Origin of the sequence: Agromyces sp. Root81 (assembly GCF_001429165.1) — a bacterium.
Taxonomy (GTDB): domain Bacteria; phylum Actinomycetota; class Actinomycetes; order Actinomycetales; family Microbacteriaceae; genus Agromyces.
In genome coordinates this window covers 227,589-247,872 of sequence record NZ_LMIR01000001.1, presented here as the reverse complement: position 1 = coordinate 247,872, position 20,284 = coordinate 227,589, and the positions used below count along the sequence as shown (strand labels likewise).

General features: G+C 70.0%; 22 protein-coding genes. 7 read left to right on the top strand and 15 right to left on the bottom strand.

Annotated features, from left to right (window positions below; all coding sequences use genetic code 11):
- Positions 1–60 precede the first annotated feature (60 nt).
- The 10 genes from ASE14_RS01235 to hrcA form a co-directional block, all read right to left on the bottom strand.
- Positions 61–732, bottom strand: a complete 672-nt coding sequence (locus ASE14_RS01235) for a response regulator transcription factor (protein ID WP_056649632.1) — start codon at positions 730–732, stop codon at positions 61–63.
- Positions 729–1,919: a sensor histidine kinase gene (locus ASE14_RS01230; RefSeq protein ID WP_056649630.1), complete on the bottom strand. Its 1,191-nt coding sequence runs from the start codon at positions 1,917–1,919 to the stop codon at positions 729–731. The genes ASE14_RS01235 and ASE14_RS01230 overlap by 4 nt, the downstream gene beginning before the upstream one ends.
- A gap of 82 nt (positions 1,920–2,001) precedes the next feature.
- Positions 2,002–2,910: a GTPase Era gene (gene era / locus ASE14_RS01225; RefSeq protein WP_056649627.1), complete on the bottom strand. Its 909-nt coding sequence runs from the start codon at positions 2,908–2,910 to the stop codon at positions 2,002–2,004.
- The gene (locus ASE14_RS01220; RefSeq protein WP_056649625.1) at positions 2,888–4,204 is read right to left on the bottom strand and encodes a hemolysin family protein; all 1,317 of its coding nucleotides are present in this window, start codon (positions 4,202–4,204) and stop codon (positions 2,888–2,890) included. Before ASE14_RS01220 ends, era begins: the two co-directional genes overlap by 23 nt.
- 2 nt (positions 4,205–4,206) lie before the next feature.
- Positions 4,207–4,668: an rRNA maturation RNase YbeY gene (gene ybeY / locus ASE14_RS01215; RefSeq protein ID WP_056649622.1), complete on the bottom strand. Its 462-nt coding sequence runs from the start codon at positions 4,666–4,668 to the stop codon at positions 4,207–4,209.
- A complete protein-coding gene (locus ASE14_RS01210) occupies positions 4,665–5,681 on the bottom strand; it encodes a PhoH family protein (protein ID WP_056651606.1) in 1,017 nt (338 codons plus the stop codon). Before ASE14_RS01210 ends, ybeY begins: the two co-directional genes overlap by 4 nt.
- Before the next feature lie 154 nt (positions 5,682–5,835).
- Positions 5,836–6,213 carry an HIT domain-containing protein gene (locus tag ASE14_RS01205; protein ID WP_056649619.1) on the bottom strand — a complete coding sequence of 126 codons (378 nt, stop codon included), beginning with the start codon at positions 6,211–6,213 and terminating at the stop codon, positions 5,836–5,838.
- Positions 6,214–6,237: 24 nt separating this feature from the next.
- Positions 6,238–6,972, bottom strand: a complete 735-nt coding sequence (locus tag ASE14_RS01200) for a 16S rRNA (uracil(1498)-N(3))-methyltransferase (RefSeq protein ID WP_056649615.1) — start codon at positions 6,970–6,972, stop codon at positions 6,238–6,240.
- A 12-nt stretch (positions 6,973–6,984) separates the two neighbouring features.
- A complete protein-coding gene (gene dnaJ / locus ASE14_RS01195) occupies positions 6,985–8,085 on the bottom strand; it encodes a molecular chaperone DnaJ (RefSeq protein ID WP_056651603.1) in 1,101 nt (366 codons plus the stop codon).
- 55 nt (positions 8,086–8,140) lie between these two features.
- Entirely contained in the window at positions 8,141–9,163 is a 1,023-nt protein-coding gene (hrcA, locus tag ASE14_RS01190) for a heat-inducible transcriptional repressor HrcA (RefSeq protein ID WP_056649612.1), read from the bottom strand.
- Positions 9,164–9,358: 195 nt separating this feature from the next.
- Here hrcA and ASE14_RS01185 point away from each other — a divergent pair, with 195 nt between their 5' ends.
- Together ASE14_RS01185 and ASE14_RS01180 are read left to right on the top strand one after the other, a co-directional pair.
- Positions 9,359–9,784, top strand: coding sequence for a DUF4870 domain-containing protein (locus ASE14_RS01185; protein WP_082599897.1), 426 nt, complete (start codon positions 9,359–9,361; stop codon positions 9,782–9,784).
- 135 nt (positions 9,785–9,919) lie between these two features.
- A complete protein-coding gene (locus ASE14_RS01180; protein WP_056649610.1) occupies positions 9,920–10,306 on the top strand; it encodes a DUF4870 domain-containing protein in 387 nt (128 codons plus the stop codon).
- Here the strand turns inward: ASE14_RS01180 and hemW are convergent.
- The 3 genes from hemW to ASE14_RS01165 all read right to left on the bottom strand — a co-directional run bounded on the left by hemW (position 10,290) and on the right by ASE14_RS01165 (position 13,291).
- Positions 10,290–11,540 (bottom strand): radical SAM family heme chaperone HemW, encoded by a 1,251-nt coding sequence (gene hemW, locus ASE14_RS01175; protein WP_056649606.1) that lies wholly within the window; start codon positions 11,538–11,540, stop codon positions 10,290–10,292. The two genes, ASE14_RS01180 and hemW, sit on opposite strands and share 17 nt — an antisense overlap.
- Positions 11,541–11,542: 2 nt before the next feature.
- A complete protein-coding gene (locus tag ASE14_RS01170; protein ID WP_056649603.1) occupies positions 11,543–12,184 on the bottom strand; it encodes a DUF1990 family protein in 642 nt (213 codons plus the stop codon).
- 141 nt (positions 12,185–12,325) lie between these two features.
- On the bottom strand, positions 12,326–13,291 hold the full coding sequence (locus ASE14_RS01165; protein WP_200953242.1) for an LD-carboxypeptidase: 966 nt from the start codon (positions 13,289–13,291) through the stop codon (positions 12,326–12,328).
- Between the two features lie 141 nt (positions 13,292–13,432).
- Here ASE14_RS01165 and fosX point away from each other — a divergent pair, with 141 nt between their 5' ends.
- Positions 13,433–13,885 carry a FosX/FosE/FosI family fosfomycin resistance hydrolase gene (fosX, locus tag ASE14_RS01160; RefSeq protein ID WP_056649597.1) on the top strand — a complete coding sequence of 151 codons (453 nt, stop codon included), beginning with the start codon at positions 13,433–13,435 and terminating at the stop codon, positions 13,883–13,885.
- A gap of 10 nt (positions 13,886–13,895) precedes the next feature.
- Here the strand turns inward: fosX and lepA are convergent, their stop codons facing one another.
- Positions 13,896–15,749 (bottom strand): translation elongation factor 4, encoded by a 1,854-nt coding sequence (gene lepA, locus ASE14_RS01155; RefSeq protein ID WP_056649593.1) that lies wholly within the window; start codon positions 15,747–15,749, stop codon positions 13,896–13,898.
- A gap of 80 nt (positions 15,750–15,829) precedes the next feature.
- Between lepA and ASE14_RS01150 the strand changes: the two genes are divergently transcribed.
- The 4 genes from ASE14_RS01150 to rpsT all read left to right on the top strand — a co-directional run bounded on the left by ASE14_RS01150 (position 15,830) and on the right by rpsT (position 18,913).
- A complete protein-coding gene (locus tag ASE14_RS01150; protein WP_056651598.1) occupies positions 15,830–17,071 on the top strand; it encodes a sensor histidine kinase in 1,242 nt (413 codons plus the stop codon).
- Positions 17,068–17,691, top strand: a complete 624-nt coding sequence (locus tag ASE14_RS01145) for a response regulator transcription factor (RefSeq protein ID WP_056649589.1) — start codon at positions 17,068–17,070, stop codon at positions 17,689–17,691. Before ASE14_RS01150 ends, ASE14_RS01145 begins: the two co-directional genes overlap by 4 nt.
- A gap of 3 nt (positions 17,692–17,694) precedes the next feature.
- On the top strand, positions 17,695–18,534 hold the full coding sequence (locus ASE14_RS01140) for an alpha/beta fold hydrolase (RefSeq protein ID WP_082599894.1): 840 nt from the start codon (positions 17,695–17,697) through the stop codon (positions 18,532–18,534).
- Between the two features lie 118 nt (positions 18,535–18,652).
- Positions 18,653–18,913 carry a 30S ribosomal protein S20 gene (gene rpsT, locus ASE14_RS01135; RefSeq protein ID WP_056649584.1) on the top strand — a complete coding sequence of 87 codons (261 nt, stop codon included), beginning with the start codon at positions 18,653–18,655 and terminating at the stop codon, positions 18,911–18,913.
- Positions 18,914–19,110: 197 nt separating this feature from the next.
- Here rpsT and holA read toward each other — a convergent pair whose 3' ends face one another.
- Positions 19,111–20,148: a DNA polymerase III subunit delta gene (gene holA, locus ASE14_RS01130; protein ID WP_056649583.1), complete on the bottom strand. Its 1,038-nt coding sequence runs from the start codon at positions 20,146–20,148 to the stop codon at positions 19,111–19,113.
- Positions 20,149–20,284 lie beyond the last annotated feature (136 nt).

Below are 20,284 nucleotides of genomic sequence, written 5' to 3'. Positions count from 1 at the left end.
GATGGTTCGTCGTCATCCTGGAGGATGACCCGGCATCGGCCCGTCGGACCCCGGGTCGACTCAGGGTGCGCCTGGCAGCTCGTGCTCGTAGGCGAACACGACGAGCTGCACCCGGTCGCGCAGTCCGAGCTTGGCGAGGATGCGGCTCACGTGCGTCTTCACCGTCGCCTCCGAGAGGAACTCGGAGGCGGCGATCTCGCCGTTGCTGAGTCCGCGCGCGGCGAGTCCGAAGATCTCGCGCTCGCGCGGGGTGAGCTCCGACCAGGACGCGGGCGCCGGGCGCCTCCCGCTCCCCCGGCCGACGTGCGCGAAGAGCGCCCGGGTGGCGGCGGCCGCGATCACCTGGTTGCCCTGGTGCACCGTTCGCACGGCCGCGAGCAGGAACTCGGGGTCCGCGTCCTTCAGCACGAAGCCGCTCGCGCCCGCGCGGATCGCCCGCGCCGCGTTCTCGTCGAGGTCGAAGGTCGTCAGCACGAGGATGCGCGGGGGTGCCACCCCGTCGCGCTCGGCCGCAGCGAGGATCTGCTCGGTCGCGGCGATGCCGTCCTGCACCGGCATCCGCACGTCCATGAGGACGACATCGGGCCGCTCGCGGCGTGCGAGGTCGACGGCGGCGCCGCCGTCGCTCGCCTCGCCGACGACCTCGAGGTCGGGCTGGGACTCGATGAGCATGCGCACGCCGGCGCGGAACAGTGCCTGGTCGTCGACCAGTGCGACACGGATGCCGCTCATGCCGGCCTCCCCGACTGCGCCGGGATGCGCGCGGTCAGACGGAACATGCCGTCGTCGCCCGCCTCCACGAGGAGCGTGCCGCCCGCGAGCTGCGCGCGCTCGCGCATGCCGGGGATGCCGTGCCGGAATGCGTGCGACTCGGGCGGAGCGGCATCCGCTCGCCTGGCGTTCACGAGCGCGACCGTGACGCCGTCGGCGTCCCATGCCAGCTCGAGCTCCACGGGTGCGGTGATGTCGCCGTGGCGGAGTGCATTGGTGAGGCCTTCCTGTGCGATGCGGTAGACCGCGATCTGGTGGCCGGTGCCGAGCGGCAGGCGCTGGCCGGTCTCGGTGAACCGGAGGTCGAGTCCGGCCGCGCGCACCTGGGCGAGCAGTCCGTCGAGGTCGTCGAGCACCGGTTGCGGCGCGCCGGCCTCGTCGTGGCGGAGCTCGGCGAGGAGCAGCCGCACGTCACCCAGCGCCCCGCGGGCGACCCCCGCGATCGTGCCGAGCGCGTCGACGGCGGCCTCGGGGCGCGTGCGCGCGGCGAACCGGGCTCCATCGGCCTGTGCGATCACGACGGCGAGCGAGTGGGCGACGACGTCGTGCATGTCGCGGGCGATGCGATTGCGTTCCTGCTCGACGACGTAGCGGTACTCGACGAGCTCGCGCTCGCGGTTCGCGGCCTCCTCACGTCGACGCACCTCGCGGGTGTCGCGCACCGAGCGGACGAGCAGCCCGGCCGTCCACGACAGCACGAACACGGCGATCGACGCGACGAACAGCACGATCATCAGGACCACCGCCGCGACGGTGTCCTGCGGATCAGCGAAGCCGGCGTCGAAGAGCGGCTTGACCACGGCGAGATAGCCGGTCGCGAAGAGTGCGCCGACGCCGGCGGAGACGAGCCCCAGCCACTTCACGAGCCGGCCGCCGTACGCCGCCGTCGAGTAGAGCACGCCGAACACGGCGACGTCGTACAGCTGCAGGTCGCGCAGCATGATCATCTGCAGGAGCGCGCCGCCCCAGGCGAGGCCCAGCGACCAGCCCGGCGAGAACCGCCGGACCGCGAGCGCAGAGGCGAAGAGGATGAGGGCCACGATGTCGGCCCACTCGCCGAGCACGGCGAATGGCATGCACACGAATCCGAACACGACGGCGAGCACGATGTCGGTCGTGATTTTCGCGCGGCTGATCCTGATGGTCACCGATCCACCGTACGCGCTCGGGCGGGAGGGGGCCTCAGCCGACGCCCGGAATCATCCTCGAGTCGTACGGCGCGCTGGCGGCTCAGAACCCGAGGCGGCCGAGCTGCTTCGGGTCGCGCTGCCACTCCTTGGCGACCTTCACGTGCAGGGCGAGGTGCACCTTGCGGCCGAGCAGCCCCTCGATCTGGGCCCTGGCGGTCGTGCCCACCTCGCGCAGGCGCGATCCGCCCTTGCCGATGATGATGCCCTTCTGGCTGTCGCGCTCGACGTAGAGGTTCGCGTAGATCTCGAGCAGGTCCTTGTCCTCGCGCTCGACCATGTCGTCGACCGTGACCGCGATCGAGTGCGGCAGCTCGTCGGAGACGCCTTCGAGCGCGGCCTCGCGGATGAACTCGGCGATGCGCTCGCTCGTGTCCTCGTCGGTCAGGGTCTCGGCCGGGTACAGCGGCTGGTCGGACTCGGGCAGCAGCGCGAGCAGCTCGTCGACGAGCACGTCGAGCTGGTCGCCTTGCGGCGCAGAGACCGGGATGATCGCCGCCCACTCGCGGAGCTCCGAGACGGCGAGCAGGTGCTCGGCGATCTTGGCCTTCGACGCGGCATCCGTCTTCGTGACGATCGCGACCTTCTTGGCCCGCGGGTACTGCTCGAGCTGCTCGTTGATGTAGCGGTCGCCCGGCCCGATCGGCTCGTTCGCCGGCACGCAGAACGCGATGACGTCGACGTCGCCGAGGGTGGACTGCACGAGCGAGTTGAGACGCTCGCCGAGCAGTGTGCGCGGACGGTGCAGGCCTGGCGTGTCGACGAGGATGATCTGGCCGTGCTCACGGTGCACGATGCCGCGGATGGCGCGGCGCGTCGTCTGCGGCTTCGAGCTCGTGATCGCGACCTTCTCGCCGACGAGGGCGTTGGTGAGCGTCGACTTGCCGACGTTCGGCCGCCCAACGAACGAGACGAATCCGGCATGGTACTCAGCCACGGTTGTTCCTTCCATCGGTGTCGCTCGACTCGAACGCGCTCTGCACGTCGATGAGCGCCTGGTCGCGCTCGACGAGGATCGTCGAGATGCGCTTGCGTCGGCCTTCGGTGCGCTCGGCCTCGAGCACGAGCCCCGAGACCGTGACCCGCTCGCCGGGCTGGGCGAGACGGCCGAGTTCCTTGGCGAGCAGGCCGCCCGCCGAGTCGACGTCCTCGTCCTCGATATCGAGGCCGAAGAGTTCGCCGAGCTCGTCGATCGGCAGCCGCGCGTTCACCCGGAACCGGCCGCCTCCGAGGTCTTCGACCTGAGCGGCCTCGCGGTCGTATTCGTCGGCGATGTCGCCCACGAGCTCCTCGATGACGTCTTCGAGCGTGACGAGTCCGGCGATGCCGCCGTACTCGTCGACCACCATGGCGAGGTGGTTCGATTCGAGCTGCATCTGGCGCAGCAGCGCATCGGCCTTCATCGACTCGGGCACGAACAGCGCCGGGCGCACGAGTTCGCCGACCGTGAGCGCGTCGGCGTCGAGCGGACGTTCGAAGCCGAGCCGGGCGAGATCGCGCAGGTAGAGCACGCCGGTGACGTCGTCGGCGTCGCGTTCGATCACGGGGATGCGCGAGTAGCCGGCCTTCAGGAACAGCGCCATCGCGTGCGGCAGGTGCGCGGCCGCCTCGATCGTGACCATGTCGGTGCGCGGCACCATGACCTCGCGCACCACGGTGTCGTTGAACTCGAAGATCGAGTGGATGAGCTCGCGGTCGCCCTCTTCGAGCACGTCGAGCTCGGTGGCCTCGTCGACCATGCTGAGCAGCTGCTCTTCGCTCGAGACCCCGGCGAAGCGGATGCGACCGGGCGTCACGCGGTTGCCGAGCGAGACGAGCGCGCCGGCGAGCGGGCCGAGCAGCACGCGCAGGAAGTGCACGAGCGGCGCGGAGAGCCGCAGCACGATCTCGGCGTTGACCCTGCCGACGCTGCGGGGGCTGGCCCCGACGAGCACGAACGACACGGCGGTCATGATGAGGGCCGAGTACAGCAGCACGAGCCACACGTTGTCGAGGAACGACGCGAAGGCGAGGGTCACGAGCACCGCCGCGGTCGTCTCCGCGATGATGCGCATGAAGTTCACCGCATTGACGTGCGCCCCGGTGTCGTCGGCGATGGCGAGCAGCGAGCGCCGGGCGCGCGACTCGAGTGCGAGCTCTGTGACATCGGCGCGGGAACTCGATGCGATCGCCGAGTCGACGGCGGCCATGAGACCGCCGAACGCGACGAGCACGAACGCCGCGCCGAGGAAGAGCCAGGGCTGCATGGTCAGCGGCGCCGCTCCTGCATGGAGAATCCGACCAGGATGTCGCGCTGCACGCCGAACATCTCCTTCTCCTCCGCCGGCTCGGCGTGGTCGAAGCCCAGCAGGTGCAGGATGCCGTGCGTCGTCAGGAGCAGCAGTTCGTCGATGAGCGGATGCCCCGCGGTGCGCGCCTGCGCCTCGGCGACCTGGGGGCAGAGCACGATGTCGCCGAGCAGCCCGGGCGGGGTCGGCGCGTCGTCGGTGCCAGGACGCAGCTCGTCCATGGGGAAACTGAGCACGTCGGTCGGACCCGGCTCGTCCATCCATTGCACGTGCAGCTGCTCCATTGCACCCTCGTCGACGAGCACGATGGCGATCTCGGCGTCGGGGTGCACGTGCATCGCGTCGAGCGCGTAGACGGCCAGTCGCTGGATGGCGGTCTCGTCGACCTCGATGGCCGACTCGTTGTTGATCTCGATGCTCATGCCTTGCCCTTCCTCGGCAGGTGGTCGCGTGGGCCGGCGCCGCGCCGTTCGGCGCGGTTGGCGAACTCGCGCGCCTGGTCGCGCTCGAATCGCTGCGCCTGCTGGCGCTGGTCGAATTCGGTGTAGGCGTCGACGATGCGGCCGACGAGGGTGTGACGCACGACGTCGTCGCTCGTGAGGCGCACGAACTCGATGTCCTCGACATGGTCGAGGATTCGGGTGACGAGCCGCAGGCCGCTGGCGCCGCCGGGCAGGTCGATCTGGGTGATGTCACCGGTGACGACCATGCGCGACCCGAACCCGAGGCGGGTGAGGAACATCTTCATCTGCTCGGGCGTCGTGTTCTGCGCCTCGTCGAGCACGACGAAGGAGTCATTCAGCGTGCGGCCGCGCATGTAGGCGAGCGGCGCGACCTCGACGGTGCCCGAGGCGAGCAGCTTCGGCACGAGCTCGGGGTCCATCATCTCGTTGAGCGCGTCGTAGAGCGGGCGCAGGTAGGGGTCGATCTTGTCGGTGAGCGTGCCGGGCAGGAAGCCGAGGCGCTCCCCCGCCTCGACGGCCGGGCGCGTCAGGATGATGCGGCTGACCTCTTTGCGCTGCAGCGCCTGCACGGCCTTGGCCATCGCGAGGTAGGTCTTGCCGGTGCCCGCCGGGCCGATGCCGAACACGATCGTGTGCTCGTCGATGGCGTCGACGTAGCGCCGCTGGCCCTCGGTCTTCGGCCGGATGGTCTTGCCGCGGCTCGAGACGATGACCTGCCCGAGCAGCTCGGACGGCTTGGCATTGGGATCGGCTTCGAGCATGCGGGCCGAGCTCCTCACTTCGGTCGGGGTGGGGTCCTGCCCGCTGCGCACGAGCTCGAGCAGTTCCTCGATGAGTCGGCGCACGTGCATGCGCCCTTCCTGGTCGCCGCGGATCGCGATCTCGTTGCCGCGCACGTGCACCTGCACGCCGGGATACTCGCGCTGCACCTGGGTGAGCAGTCGGTCCTGCGGGCCGAGGAGTCGCACCATGGCGATGCCGTCGATGCTGAGCCGCTCCTCGTCTGAGTCGACGCCGAGCCGCTCCTCATCTGAGTCGACGCCGAGCCGCTCCTCATCTGAGTCGACGCCGAGCCGCTCCTCATCTGGCGTGGGGGCCGCTGCTTCGGCGAAGTCGCCGATCGGGTCACTCTCCGGCAAGCGTGGCCTCCTCGAGGCCGCCGGCCGGGCTGCCGTCGGCGAGCACGTGCGCGTGCACGTGGAAGATGGTCTGGCCCGCGGCGGCACCGGTGTTGAAGACGAGGCGGAACTGGCCACCGGCGAGCTCGACGGCGACGCCGTTGGCGACCTCGACGAGTTCGGCGAGCAGACCCGGGTCGCCCGCGGCGAGCTCGACGACGTCGCGGTACTCCGCTGATTTCGGGGTCACGACGACGTGCACGGGCGCCTTCGGCGCGATGTCGTGGAACGCGATGACGCGGTCGGTCTCTGCGACCAGACGCGCGGGGATCTCACGGGCGGCGATGCGCTCGAAGAGGGTCGGTTCTACGCGGGACTCGGTCATTACTCCATCGTAGCGACGGATGCCTCACCACCGCCCGAGCGCGACGCCCAGCACCGCGATCGCGGCCGGGCCGGCCGTCGAGGTGCGCAGCACGGATGCCCCGAGCCGCACCGGTTCGGCGCCGGCGGCGACGAGTCGTTCGATCTCGGCCGGCGAGATGCCGCCCTCGGGTCCGACGACGAGTGCCAGGTCGCGGCCGTCGGGTCGGATGTCGGTGAGCGTCGCCGTCGCGGTCGGCTCGAGCAGCAGCATCCGCTGCCCGTCGAGACGCTCGGCGAGCTGGCCGGTCGTCGTCACCGGCGCCACAGGCGGCAGCCAGGCTCGGATCGACTGCTTGACCGCCTCGCGCACGATGGTCGCCCAGCGCTGGCGGCCCTTCTCGGCCTTCGGGCCCTCCCACCGCGAGACGGAGCGACTCGCCGCCCATGGCACGATCGCGTCGACGCCGAGCTCGGTCGCGGCCTGCACCGCGAGCTCGTCGCGGTCGCCCTTCGCGAGCGCCTGCACGAGGGTGATGCGCGGCGCGGCAGGCTCCTCGACGATCACCTCGTCGACCGTGAGTTCGAGCTCTCGGGCGCCGGTCGACGCGACGACGCCGTGCACGAGCGTGCCGCGCCCGTCGCCGATCGCGATGCGCTCACCCGGCCGCACGCGTGAGACGGTGACCGCGTGGCGTGCCTCATCGCCCGAGAGCGCGACGCTGCCGCCGGGCGCGACGGCGGCGAGATCGAGTGACTCGTCGAGGTAGAGGTGGCTCACCGCAGCATCCGCCTAACCGATGAACCGGTCGCGCAGGCGGGCGAAGATGCCCTGCTGGAAGTGGCTGAGCTCGGGTGCGGCCGCCTTCTTCGACGCGGCGAACTGCTGCATGAGGTCGCGCTCCTTCGACGAGAGCTTGGTCGGCGTGACCACCTGGATGCCGACCTTCAGGTCGCCCCGGCCCGAACCGCGCAGGCGCGAGACGCCCCGGTCCTTCACCGTGAGGATCTCGCCGCTTTGCAGGCCGGACTTGAGCTCGAGCGAGACGTCGCCGTCGAGTGCGGGGATCGTCGCGTGCGTGCCGAGGATCGCGTCGGTCATCGAGACCTCGAGGGTGCACAGCAGGTCGTCGCCGTTGCGGCTGAAGACGTCGTGGTTCTTGACCTTGATCTCGAGGTAGAGGTCGCCGTTCGGGCCGCCGGCGGGGCCGGCCTCGCCCGAGCCGGGCATCTGCAGTCGCACGCCGGTGTCGACGCCCGCGGGGATGTCGACCGGGACGGTGCGGCGGGCGCGAACCCGTCCCTGGCCCTGGCAGGTCACGCAGGGCGTCGCGATGACCGTGCCGTAGCCGCGGCAGGTGCCGCAGGGGCTCGACGTCATCACGTTGCCGAGGAGCGAGCGCACCGAGCGCTGGAGCGACCCCGTGCCGTGGCAGATGTCGCACGTGACGGGCGAGGTGCCCGGCTGGCAGCACGAGCCGTGGCATGTCTCGCAGGTCACCGCGGTGTCGACCTCGATGTCGCGATGCGTGCCGAAGATCACCTCGTCGAGGCCGACCTCGACCCGCAGCAGCGCGTCCTGACCGCGTTCGCGACGCGAGCGAGGCCCGCGGCTCTGCTGGCCCGCACCGAAGAAGGTCTCGAAGATGTCGCCGAAGCCGCCGAAGTTCTGGCCGCCGCCGAAGCCGCCCTGGTCGCCGAGGTCGTACTGCTGGCGCTGCTTGGGGTCGGAGAGCACGTCGTAGGCGTGCGTGACCGACTTGAAGCGCTCGGATGCCTCGGCGCCCGGGTTGACGTCGGGGTGGAGTTCGCGCGCGAGGCGACGGTACGCCTTCTTGATCTCGTCGGGGGTGGCGTCGTGAGAGACGCCGAGGACCTCGTAGTGGTCGGCCACGGAGGGCATGTCCTTTCGCTTGCCGGATGCCGGTCGGTTGCGACGGGCGGCGGGTTCAGTTCTCGCCGAGCGTACGGGAGAGGTATCGGGCGACGGCGCGAACGGCCGCCATGCTGTGGGAGTAGTCCATGCGGGTGGGGCCGACGATGCCGAGGCGCGAGATGTCGCGGCCGGGGATCGCGAAGGCGCTCGAGACGACCGAGGTCTCGCCGAGACCGAACGAGGCGTTCTCGCGGCCGATGCGCACGGTGACGGCGTGCTCGTCGGTCGCCATCTCGCCGAAGAGCCTCAGCAGCACGACCTGCTCCTCGATCGCCTCGATCACGCCGAGGATCGAGCCGGCGAAGTCCTGCTCGGTGCGAACGAGGTTCGCCGCGCCGGCGACGACGAGGCGGTCCTGCCGCTGTGCGCGCGCCTGCTCGGCGAGCGTGACGGCGAGGGTGTGCAGCACCGCGGCGTGATGCGGGTCGACGTTGTCGATCTCGCCCGACAGGGCGTCGGCGGCATCCGCCATCGCGCGACCGCCCGCGATCTCGTTCAGCCGCACCCGGAGCGAGTCGAGCGTCGCTTCATCGACCGGCTGCTCCAGCTCGGCGAGTCGCTGCTCGACCTGGCCGGAGTCGGTGATCAGGATGCAGAGCACGCGTTCGGGGGCGAGCGAGATGAGCTCGACGTGACGCACACGCGCGCTGCCGAAGCTCGGGTACTGCACGACCGCGAGCTGATTGGTGAGCTGGGCGATGAGCCGCACCGTGCGTGCGAGCAGTTCGTCGAGATCGCTGGACTCGCCGAGGAACGTCTCGATGGCCTGCCGCTGAGCCGAGCTCAACGGACGCACCTCGGTCAGCTGGTCGACGAAGACCCGGTAGCCCTTGTCGGTCGGGATGCGGCCCGACGAGGTGTGCGGAGCCGCGATCAGCTCCTCCTCTTCGAGGAGGGCCATGTCGTTGCGGATAGTCGCCGCGGACACGCCGAAGGCGTGGCGCTCGACGATCGACTTCGAGCCCACGGGTTCGCGCGACGCGACGTAGTCCTGCACGATCGCGCGCAGTACTGCGAGGCTGCGTTCGGAGACCATGTCCCTCGCTTCCCTCGACTGCTTAGCACTCGTTCTGAGTGAGTGCCAATCATATCGCGACATCCCGTGTCGGGGCCGTTGCCAGCACCGGGACGGCGGCGATACCGTATGCGTATCCCGCGAGTCATCCCCCTGGCTGCGATATCTCCGTCGCGCAAGACGCGGTTCAGCGAGCACCCCCGAAAGGCACGCAACATGACCGATCCCAACGACTCGGCACCCGACCCCGACCAGCCGACGCCTCCCCTGCAGCCCCCCACCGCACCGAAAGGCGCCCCTCAGCCTGCCGCAGCAGCACCGCTCTCGCAGGAGCAGGACGTGCAGTGGGGCTCGTTCGCCCACCTCGGCGGCGTGCTCGGGTTCCTGTCGGCCCTCATCATCTGGCTCGTCTTCAAGGACCGCGGCTCCTTCACGAACACCGAGGCGAAGGAGGCGCTGAACTTCCAGATCACGATTCTCTTCGCGTATGTCATCGGCTGGGTCCTCTCGATCATCTTCATCGGCATCCTCATCGTGTGGGCCGCCTGGATCGTGAGCGTCGTGTTCTCGATCATCGCCTTCATGAAGGCGAAGGACGGCCAGCACTACCGCTACCCGTTCGCCGTCCGCCTCATCAAATAGGCCCCCGGCACGGAGCGCGCCGAGAAATTTCCTCACCCGTCGCGCTCCGCTGTGCCAGCATGGAGTGTTTCGAACCTCGCCCGTCGGGCGACGAGACCGAATCTCGCCCTCGGGCGAGCCGAACAAGGAGACATCATGTCCGACGCCACCCCGCCTCCCCCGCCGCCCTCGAACCCCTACGAGCAGCCGAGCCAGCAGCTCAGCCCCGCCGATGAGAAGCTCTGGGCGACGCTCGTGCACATCGGCGGCATCTTCTTCAGCTTCGTGCCCGCCCTCATCGGGTACCTGATCCTGAAGGACAAGGGACCGTTCGTGCGCGCCCACACCGCGACCGCGCTGAACTTCCAGATCACGATGGCGATCGCCCTGATCGTCGGCTCCGTGCTGACGCTGGTGATCATCGGCATCTTCATCATCATCGCCGTGTACATCGTCATCATCGTCTTCAGCATCATCGCCGCGGTGAAGGCCAACCAGGGCCAGCCCTACACCTACCCGATGTCGATCAAGTTCGTGAGCTGAACTCCGACGAATCGTCGAGCAGGCGCCGCACCACGGCGTCAGCGAGCAGCCGCCCTCTCCTGGTGAGTGTCACCACTCCGGAGAGGGCGGCTTTCGCGTCCACGAGCCCATCGGCGATGAGCCCGGCGACCGCGTGACGACCACCGGTGTGCAGTGAGGCGACGGCGATGCCCTCGCGGATGCGGGTGAGCAGCAGCACGCGCTCGACCTCGCGCGTCGGCGCGTCGAGCGTCTCGCGACCGACCGCCGGTGAGACGCCCGCGGTGACCCGGTCGGCATACGCCGAGGGGTGCTTCGCGTTCCACCAGCGCACCCCGCCGACATGGCTGTGGGCACCGGGGCCGACGCCCCACCAGTCGTCACCGCGCCAGTAGCCGAGGTTGTGGCGTGACCGGTGCGAAGCATCCGTCGCCCAGTTGCTGACCTCGTACCACCCGTAGCCGGCTGCAGCGAGCAGGTCGTCGGCGAGCTCGTACATGTCGGCCTCGAGGTCATCGTCGGGCTGTGCGAGCTCGCCGCGTCGGATCTGCCTCGCGAGCTTGGTGCCGTCTTCCACGATGAGCGCGTAGGCGCTCACGTGGTCGGGCCGCTCTGCGACGACCGCCTCGACGCTGCGGCGCCAATCGTCGATCGACTCCCCCGGCGTGCCGTAGATCAGGTCGAGGCTCACGTCGAGGCCCGCGTCGCGCGCCCAGCCCACGACGAGCGGCACCCGCGCAGGGTCGTGCGTGCGGTCGAGCGCGGCGAGCACGTGCGGCACAGCCGACTGCATGCCGAACGAGACGCGGGTGAAGCCGCCCTCGGCGAGACGCACGAGATCTTCGGGGCCGACCGAATCGGGGTTCGCCTCGGTCGTGACCTCGGCGCCGGGTTCGAAGCCGAACTCGTCTCGCGCGGCGGCGAGCATGCGAACCAGGTCGGCGGCAGGCAGCAGGGTCGGCGTGCCACCGCCGAAGAAGACCGTCGACGCCGGCCGCAGCGGCACAGCGGATGCCTCGAGCATCTGCCGCGACATCCGGATCTCGGCGATCGCGTGGTCGGCGTAGTCCATCTGCCGCGCACCGCGCAGCTCGTCCGACGTGTACGTGTTGAAGTCGCAGTAGCCGCAACGCACCCGGCAGAACGGCACGTGGATGTACACGCCGAATGCGCGGTCCTCGGCGCCGACGGCGGCCGATGCGGGCAGGAGCCCGTCGGCGGGCGCCGGATCGCCGAGCGGCAGGGCGGATGCCACGATCAGACGCCGCCTGCGGGATGGAGCGCCCGCAGCTCGAGCTTCGTGAGCTCACGTCGGCGCTTGCGCTGCATCGGCGCTCCGACGGCGCTCGACGTCGCGAGCAGTGAACGGATCGTCAGCCACACGGTGTCGCCGTCACGACGTTCCAGGATGAACGACTCCTCGCCGCTCTCGGGGCCGTCGGCGGTCGTGCCGTAGGCGAAGCCGATGCGGTCGGGCTCGTCGATCACGTAGACGACGAGCACCGGCGTCGTCTCGACGCCGAAGCGGCGCTTGCGCTCGAGCGTGGCCGTCATGCCCGCGGCGATGTACGGCGTGCCGTCGGCACCGAACCGCTCCTCGATGCGCGGGGCGGGCTGCTCGGTGAGCGGCGCCCCTTCGGCGTCGTAGACGATGCCCGGGTACTGGGCGCCGGTGCCGGTGGAGATGTCGGAGACCTCGAAGCCCGAACCGCGCTGGATGCCCCACGTCATGAGCGCCTCGGCGGCGCGTTCGAACCGCTCGATGCCCGAACCGAGGCGCACGGAATCCTCGGCGGGTCGATACCCGGCCGGCGGGTAGCGCAGCAGATCGGGCGCGAGCGTCGCGCCGATGGCGCCGTAGGTGACCGACTGGTCGGTGAACGTGCTTCGGCGGGTCATGCGTTGGCCTCTCCTGTGGTGCGGTGCCGGTCGAGCGCGCGATGCAGTCGCGACGCGCACCCGGCAGGCATCCGTCGATTCTACGGAGATCGCCTGTGACGGTTCTGGTGGTGACGTCGACGTGCCGTGCATCGAGCGCGTTCAGCGCCCGCTCACGGCGGATTCGAGCAGCGCCAGCGAACCGGCATCCGCGTCGAGCTCGGCTCGGACGCCGAGCGGCAGCGGGATGTTCGGCGGCGCATGGCCGATCTCGAGGTTCGCGAGCACTGGGATGTCGCGACCGCCCAGCACATCGAGCACGACCTCGCGCAGCCCGGGGCCGCCCTCGGTGACCTCGATGTCGGCGACGGGGCCGACCAGCATGCCCGAGACGCGGTCGAGGATGCCCGCGCTGCGGAGCACGTGGAGGTCGTTCCAGATGGCCGACGTCGAGGTGTTGACGTCCTCCCAGAAGAGGATCGCGCCGTCGAAGCGTTCGAGCGGCAGCGCGAACGGCGTCGCCTGCAGGCGCACGAGCCGGTTCAGGAGGCCCCCGATCAGTGGGCCTTCGACACGCCCGCCCCGCCAGCACTCCCACTCGCCGTCCGAAGGCAGCAGGCCGACCGGCAAGCTGCTCGTGAGCATGCGGGTCGAGAGGTCGGCGAGCTCCTGCCGCCGGTCGGCGCCCGCCTGGTGCCATTCGCCGTACCCGAAGGTCACGAGGTCGCCGTGCACGCCGACGAGGCCGGTGCGGGCGTGCAGCGCGAGCAGCACGACGTCGATGTCGCTGAACCCGATGACGGGCTTGGGGTCGGCCTCGACGGCCGCGAAGTCGATCAGGTCGAGATAGCCGAGCGTCATACGGCCGCCCGTGAGGGCGAAGATCGCGCGCACCTCGGGGTCGCGGAGCAACCGGTTGAACTCCCCCGCGAGATCGGCCGGGGTCGCTGCTCCCCACCACCAGTGGCGCCCCGGTTCGACGAGCGGCGAGATCTGCACGGCGAAGCCGAGCCCCTCGAGCTCGGCGACGCCGCGGGCGAACAACGCCTCCTCCTCGGCATCGAGTCCTCCCGAGAGCGCCGCCACGGCGACGGTGTCACCCGGCCGCAGCGCTCGCGGACGCAGCATCCGGACCATGCTCAGCCCCACTTCCGGGGTGGAGGCGACCGCCCGGTGCGGCCCGTACCTTCCACCCGCCGACGGCGACCACGTTAGCGCGTGCCGCGCCGGCGGTCGATGGCGCGAGCCGGATCCTCCGAGAATGGAAGGATGACAGACGCGAACGGCCGCATCGCCAGCTCGGGGCTCAGCCACGTGACCTTCATCGTCACCGACCTCGACCGCATGGAGTCGATCCTCACGAGCGTGCTCGGCGCGGTTCGCGTGTACGACAGCGGCGCGGAGACGTTCTCGCTCTCGGAGGAGCGCTTCTTCCTCATCGGCGATGAGCCGTCGGCGACGTGGGTGGCGATCATGCAGGGCGATGGCGAGCTGCCGCGCTCCTACAACCACGTCGCGTTCCAGGTCGACGCGAGTGCACTCGACGGGCTGCGTCTTGCGATCGACGACCTCGGCCTCGAACAGCGTCCGCCCCGCTCACGGGTTCAGGGCGAGGGCGAGTCCATCTACTTCTACGATGACGACGAGCATCTCTTCGAGTTGCACACCGGTTCGCTCCGCGAGCGCCTCGCGGCGTACGCGCCGGCCGCACCTCGGGCGTAGGGGCCGAAGTCTACTTCTTGTCCTTCTTCTCGACGTCGCCCGAGAGCGCGGCGATGAACGCCTCTTGAGGGACCTCGACGCGGCCGACCATCTTCATGCGCTTCTTGCCCTCCTTCTGCTTCTCGAGGAGCTTGCGCTTGCGGCTGATGTCACCGCCGTAGCACTTGGCCAGCACGTCCTTGCGCATCGCGCGGATCGACTCGCGCGCGATGATGCGGGCGCCGATCGCAGCCTGGATCGGCACCTCGAACTGCTGACGCGGGATGAGTTCGCGCAGGCGCCCGGTCATGAGCACGCCGTAGGCGTAGGCCTTGTCACGGTGCACGATCGCGCTGAACGCGTCGACCTGTTCGCCCTGCAGCAGGATGTCGACCTTCACGAGGTCGGCGGCCTGGTCGCCCGTGGGCTCGTAGTCGAGGGAGGCGTAGCCCGCGGTCTTCGACTTCAACTGGTCGAAGAAGTCGAAGACGATCTCGCCGAGCGGCATGTTGTAGCGGATCTCGACCCGGTCTTCACCGAGGTACTCCATGCCGATGAGCGCACCGCGGCGCGACTGGCAGAGCTCCATGATCGTGCCGACGTAGTCCTTCGGCGCGAGGATCGCGGCGCGCACCATGGGCTCGCGCACCTCGACGATCTTCGCCCCGGTCGGGAACTCGCTCGGGTTCGTGACGGTGACCGTCTTCTTGTCCTCGGTCGTGACCTCGTAGATCACCGACGGCGCGGTGGCGATGAGGTCGAGGCCGAACTCGCGCTCGAGGCGCTCAGTGACGATTTCGAGGTGCAAGAGGCCGAGGAAGCCGCAGCGGAACCCGAAGCCGAGCGCGACCGAGGTCTCGGGTTCGTAGACGAGCGCGGCATCCGACAGCTTCAGCTTGTCGAGCGCCTCACGCAGTTCGGGGTAGTCGCTGCCGTCGATCGGGTAGAGACCCGAGAAGACCATGGGAAGCGGCTCGGTGTAGCCGGGCAGCGCCTCTGTCGCCGGCTTCGCGGCGGTCGTGACGGTGTCGCCGACCTTCGACTGGCGTACGTCTTTCACGCCGGTGATCAGGTAGCCGACCTCACCGATGCCGAGCCCCTTCGACGGGGTCGGCTCGGGCGAGCTGACGCCGATCTCGAGGATCTCGTGCGTGGCCTTCGTCGACATCATCTGGATGCGTTCGCGCGGCTTCAGGTGCCCGTCGATCATGCGCACGTAGGTCACGACGCCGCGGTAGCTGTCGTAGACGGAGTCGAAGATCATCGCGCGCGCCGGGGCATCCGCGTTGCCGACCGGGGCCGGGATGCGCTCGACGACGCGGTCGAGCAGCTCCTCCACGCCGACGCCGGTCTTGCCCGAGACCTTCAGCACGTCGTCGGGCGAACCGCCGATGAGGTCGGCGAGCTCCTTCGCGTACTTCTCGGGCTCGGCGGCCGGCAGGTCGATCTTGTTCAGCACCGGGATGATCTCGAGGTCGTTCTCGAGTGCCAGGTACAGGTTCGCGAGTGTCTGGGCCTCGATGCCCTGCGCCGCGTCAACGAGGAGGATCGCGCCCTCGCAGGCCGCGAGCGAGCGGGAGACCTCGTAGCTGAAGTCGACGTGACCCGGCGTATCGATCATGTTGAGCGCGTACGACGTACCCTCGACCTGCCAGGGCATGCGCACGGCCTGGCTCTTGATCGTGATGCCGCGCTCACGCTCGATGTCCATGCGATCGAGGTACTGCGCGCGCATGTCTCGATCGCTCACGACGCCGGTGATACCGAGCATGCGGTCGGCGAGCGTCGACTTGCCGTGGTCGATGTGCGCGATGATGCAGAAGTTGCGGATCAGCGCGGGGTCGGTGGCAGCAGGCACCGGCGGGTTCGTGGCTCTCGGGGACATCCTGACGATTCTCCCATGACTTCGCTTCAGACTTTCGACGGATGCCCCGTGGCGCGCCCCGGGGCTACGCTCGGAGCATCATGGCGGTGATCCAACTTCCCGGCGAACGAGTCGCCCCATCGGCCCTGCGGCCGGTCTTCACGGCGCTCCGACTCGGCCTGCACGTGCTCGTCGTGGGGCTCACGCTCTTCGTGGTCGTTCGTGCGCTCCTCGCTGACGCGCCCGACGAGATCGGGGTCACGGTGCTGGCCGTGGCGTTCCTCGCCTGCTACGGCGCCGGTGTCGCGGCCGCGCATCGGAACCTCCCCACTTGGGCACGGGTGATCTGGCTGGTGAGCCTCCTCGTGCTGTGGGTCGGGATGTCGGCCATGACCCCCGATGCCGCGTTCCTCGCGTTCCCCCTCTTCTTCCTCGAACTGCACGTGCTCGCCGCGCCGATCGCCGTGCCGCTGGTGGTCCTGACATTCGGCCTCTCGGTCTGGGGCACTGCCACTCACCTCGGGTTCGAGGTCGGTTCGATCCTCGGCCCGCTGATCAGCGCGGGCGTCGCGATCGTCATCGGCCTCGGCTATCGCGCGATGGCGCAGGAGACGCAGGAGCGTCAGGCGCTGATCCTCGACCTCATGGCGACCCGCGAGGAGCTCGCTGCCGCGAGTCGCGAGGCCGGCACGCTCGCCGAGCGCGAGCGCCTCGCGAAGGAGATCCACGACACGGTGGCACAGGGCCTCTCGAGCATCCAGATGCTGCTGCACGCCGCCGAGCGCGATGTCGCCGACGAGCCGACGCAGGAGAAGTTGCGCCTCGCCCGGGAGACGGCCGCCCAGAACCTCGGCGAGACGCGCCGATTCATCCGCGAACTCGCGCCGCCGTCGCTCGACGCGCAGACCCTGCCGTCGGCACTCCGTCGCCTCACCGAGTCGACGACCGAGCAGTCGACGCAGTCCGGCACACCGCTCAGGGTCGAGTTCGCGACGAGCGGCGAGCCGGTGATGCTGTCGATGGCGGCCGACGCGGCGCTCCTCCGCATCGCCCAGGGCTCGCTCGCGAACGTGCTCCAGCACGCGGATGCCGCGCACGCCTCGGTGACCCTCAGCTACCTCGGCGACGAGATCGCCCTCGACGTGGTCGACGACGGGGTCGGGTTCCGCACCTCGGCGGCCCTCGGCACCGACGGCGAGCAGCCGGGCGACGCGGGCTCCGGTGGCTTCGGCCTCCGCGCCATCCGGCAGCGCGCCGCGGCCCTCGGCGGCAGCGTCGACATCGAGTCGGCGCCCGGCGACGGCACTGCGGTCTCGGTACGCATCCCGGTGGTGAAGCCATGATCCGCATCCTCCTCAGCGACGACCACCCCGTCGTGCGCGCCGGCATTCGCGCGATGCTCGAGAGCGAGCCCGACCTCGAGGTCGTGGGAGAGGCGACGACGGCCGAAGACGCGGTGCGGCTGGCCGCGGCATCCGACGTCGATCTCGTGCTCATGGACCTGCAGTACCCGGGCGCGATGCAGGGCGCGGAGGCGACCCGGCGCATCCGCTCGCAGCCGGGGTCGCCGCGCGTGCTCGTGCTGACCAACTACGACACCGACGCCGACATCCTCGGCGCGATCGAGGCCGGGGCCAGCGGCTACCTGCTGAAGGATGCCCCACCGGCCGAACTCATCGCCGCGGTGCACGCCGCGGCGATCGGCGATGCCGCGCTCGCACCCGGCGTCTCGTCGCGACTGGACGCCTCGCTCGCGAGCGGCGAGCGGCTGACCGTTCGCGAGGCCGAGGTGCTCTCGCTCGTCGCCGAAGGCCGCACGAATCGCGAGATCGGGCGCGCCCTCTTCCTCAGCGAGGCGACCGTCAAGTCGCATCTCGTGCACATCTTCACGAAGCTCGGGGTCGGTTCGCGCACCGCCGCGGTCGCCAGGGCGCGCGAACTGGGCGCGATCAGGGCGGGCTGACGGATGCCTCGCGCCCGCGTCGTGCTCGTGCACGGACTCCGCACCTCGTCGTCGATGTGGCGCAGGCAGCTCGAGCTCCTCGGCGGATACGACGTCGTCGTCGTCGCCATCGACCTGCCCGGGCACGGCAGCCGGATCGGCGAGCCGTTCTCGATCGACGCGGCGCTGCAGGAGATCGATGCGGCACTGAACCCCTCCGGTTCGGGCGATGCCGACCCTGCCCTCCCCCGTCTCCTCGTCGGGCTCAGTCTCGGCGGCTACCTCTCGATCGAATTCGCGGCGCGGCACCCCGATCGCCTCGACGGCCTCGTGGCGGCGTCGTGCAGCACGCGCCCGCGCGGGGCACCGCTCGGCGGGTACCGACGACTCGCCGCCGCCATCGGCCGCATGCCGGACCGCGGGCGCGGCCTCAACGACGCGATGGCGCGGCTGTTCCTCTCCCCCGAGGCCGCCGACGACGTGCTCGCGGGCGGCGTCGCTCTCGACGTCATGGCCCCGGTGCTCGAGGCGGTCGGCGATCTCGACCCCGTCCGGGCGCTCTCGGCGATCGACGTGCCCGTCTGGCTCGTGAACGGCCGCTTCGACCACTTCCGGCTCGAGGAGCGGCGGATGCTGCAGGCCACCCGCAACGGACGACTCGTGATCGTGCCCCGCGCGACCCATCTCGTGAGCCTCATCCGACCCGACGACTTCGCGGCGATCGTGCTCGGGGCCGTCGCAGAGCTTGATCGCCGCGCAGCGTCCGAACGTCGGCTTCGCAACACGCCCGAGGGGCCGCCGAACGGGCCGCCGGATTTCCCCGGGCAACTCGCAGGCGCGAACGTTGGTGACCCACCCGCATAGCTGGTATCGTTGCCTGTTGGCTTGCGTGTGGGTCCCACCCCGCACGATTCGCCGGTGAGGCCCCTCTACCTTTCCCGGCACATCCGGTACCCGCACAAGAACGAAAGACGAACTCCACGTGGCAAACATCAAGTCGCAGATCAAGCGCAACCGCACGAACCTCAAGGCGCAGGAGCGCAACAAGGCCGTCAAGAGCGAGCTGAAGACCGTCATCCGCACTGCGAAGGACGCGATCTCCACGGGCGACAAGGACAAGGCGACGACCGCCCTCCGTGCCGCGACCCGCAAGCTCGACAAGGCTTCGAGCAAGGGCGTCATCCACAAGAACCAGGCCGCGAACCGCAAGTCGGCTCTCGCGAAGCAGGTCGCCGCGCTCTGACGCGAACACGCACTCGATGAAGGCCCCGGCACGGATGTGTCGGGGCCTTCGTCATGGGCGGGGGCGGTGTCTCGGCGCCTCGCAGGTTCGACGCAGGGCGCTCACGGACCGGCCGACGGCTCGATCGCTCGGTTGCTCGCCCTGTGGCCCGCTGCTCGCTGGCCGGCCGCTCGCTGGCCGGCCGCTCGTGCGAGAGGCTAGAGGCGTCCGCGTGACGCGATGACGCCGACGAGGCGTTCGAGGGCGAACACCGGATCGCGTTCGGCGCCCTTGACCGCGGCATCGGTGGCCGCGAGTGCCTCGATCGCTCGGCCGAGCCCTTCGTCGGTCCACCCGGCGAGGTCGCGTCGGGCACGGTCGACCTGCCACGGGGCGAGACCGAGCGAGCCTGCGAGCTGCGCACCGCCGCCGCGGGTGCCCGACACCTTGGCCATCGTGCGCACCTTCATGGCGAACGCTGCGACCATCGGCACCGGGTCGGCACCGCTGTCGAGCGCGTGCCGGAGCGCGATGAGCGCCTCGCCGTGCCTGCCGGCGATCGCGGCGTCGGCCACGGCGAAGGCGTTGGTCTCGACGCGACCGCCGTAGTAGCGTGCGACGACGGCTTCGGTGATGTCGGATGGCGCGTCGGCGAGCAGCTGACGGCAGGCCGCGGAGAGTTCGCGCAGATCATCGCTGAACGCGCCGACGAGAGCCCGCAGCGCACCGGGACTGATCTTGCGGCCCGCCGCACGGAACTCGGCCGCCGCGAAGTCCTGCTTCTCGGCGTCCTTCTTGAGTTCGGCGCAGACGATCTCGATGCCGCCACCGCCGCCGGCGCGGATCGCGTCGAGCAGTTTCTTGCCGCGCACGCCGTTGCGGTGCCGGAGCACGAGAGTCGTGGACTCGGCCGTCTGCGAGAGGTAGTCGAGCGCGTCGAGCAGGAAGTCGTCGCTCGCACGCTCGACGCCGCTGACCCGGATGAGGCGCGGCTCACCGAACAGCGAGGGGCTCGCGAGCGTCATGAGCTCGCCGCGCCGGTAGCCGTCGGCTTCGAGATCGCTCACCTCGAGGGCGGGATCCTCGGCGCGCAGGAAGTCGCGAAGCATCGTGATCGATCGCTCGGCGAGCACGTCTTCCGCACCCGTCACGAGCACCACCGGTGCCGGCCGTATCGCATGCCAGGCGAGTTGCGGGATCGCCACCTTCGTCTTGGGCGATGCCCCTGAGCGCGATGCGCCTGTGCGCGATGCCACCGCACCTCCCGTTCGTCACATCGAGTCTACGGGCCGCCGGCGACACCGATGATGTCGCACCCTCCCCTCACCCGCTCCCCGGAGAACGGCCATCGCTGCGTGCGCTTCGCACGTGATGCGCCAGAGGTCGTATCGA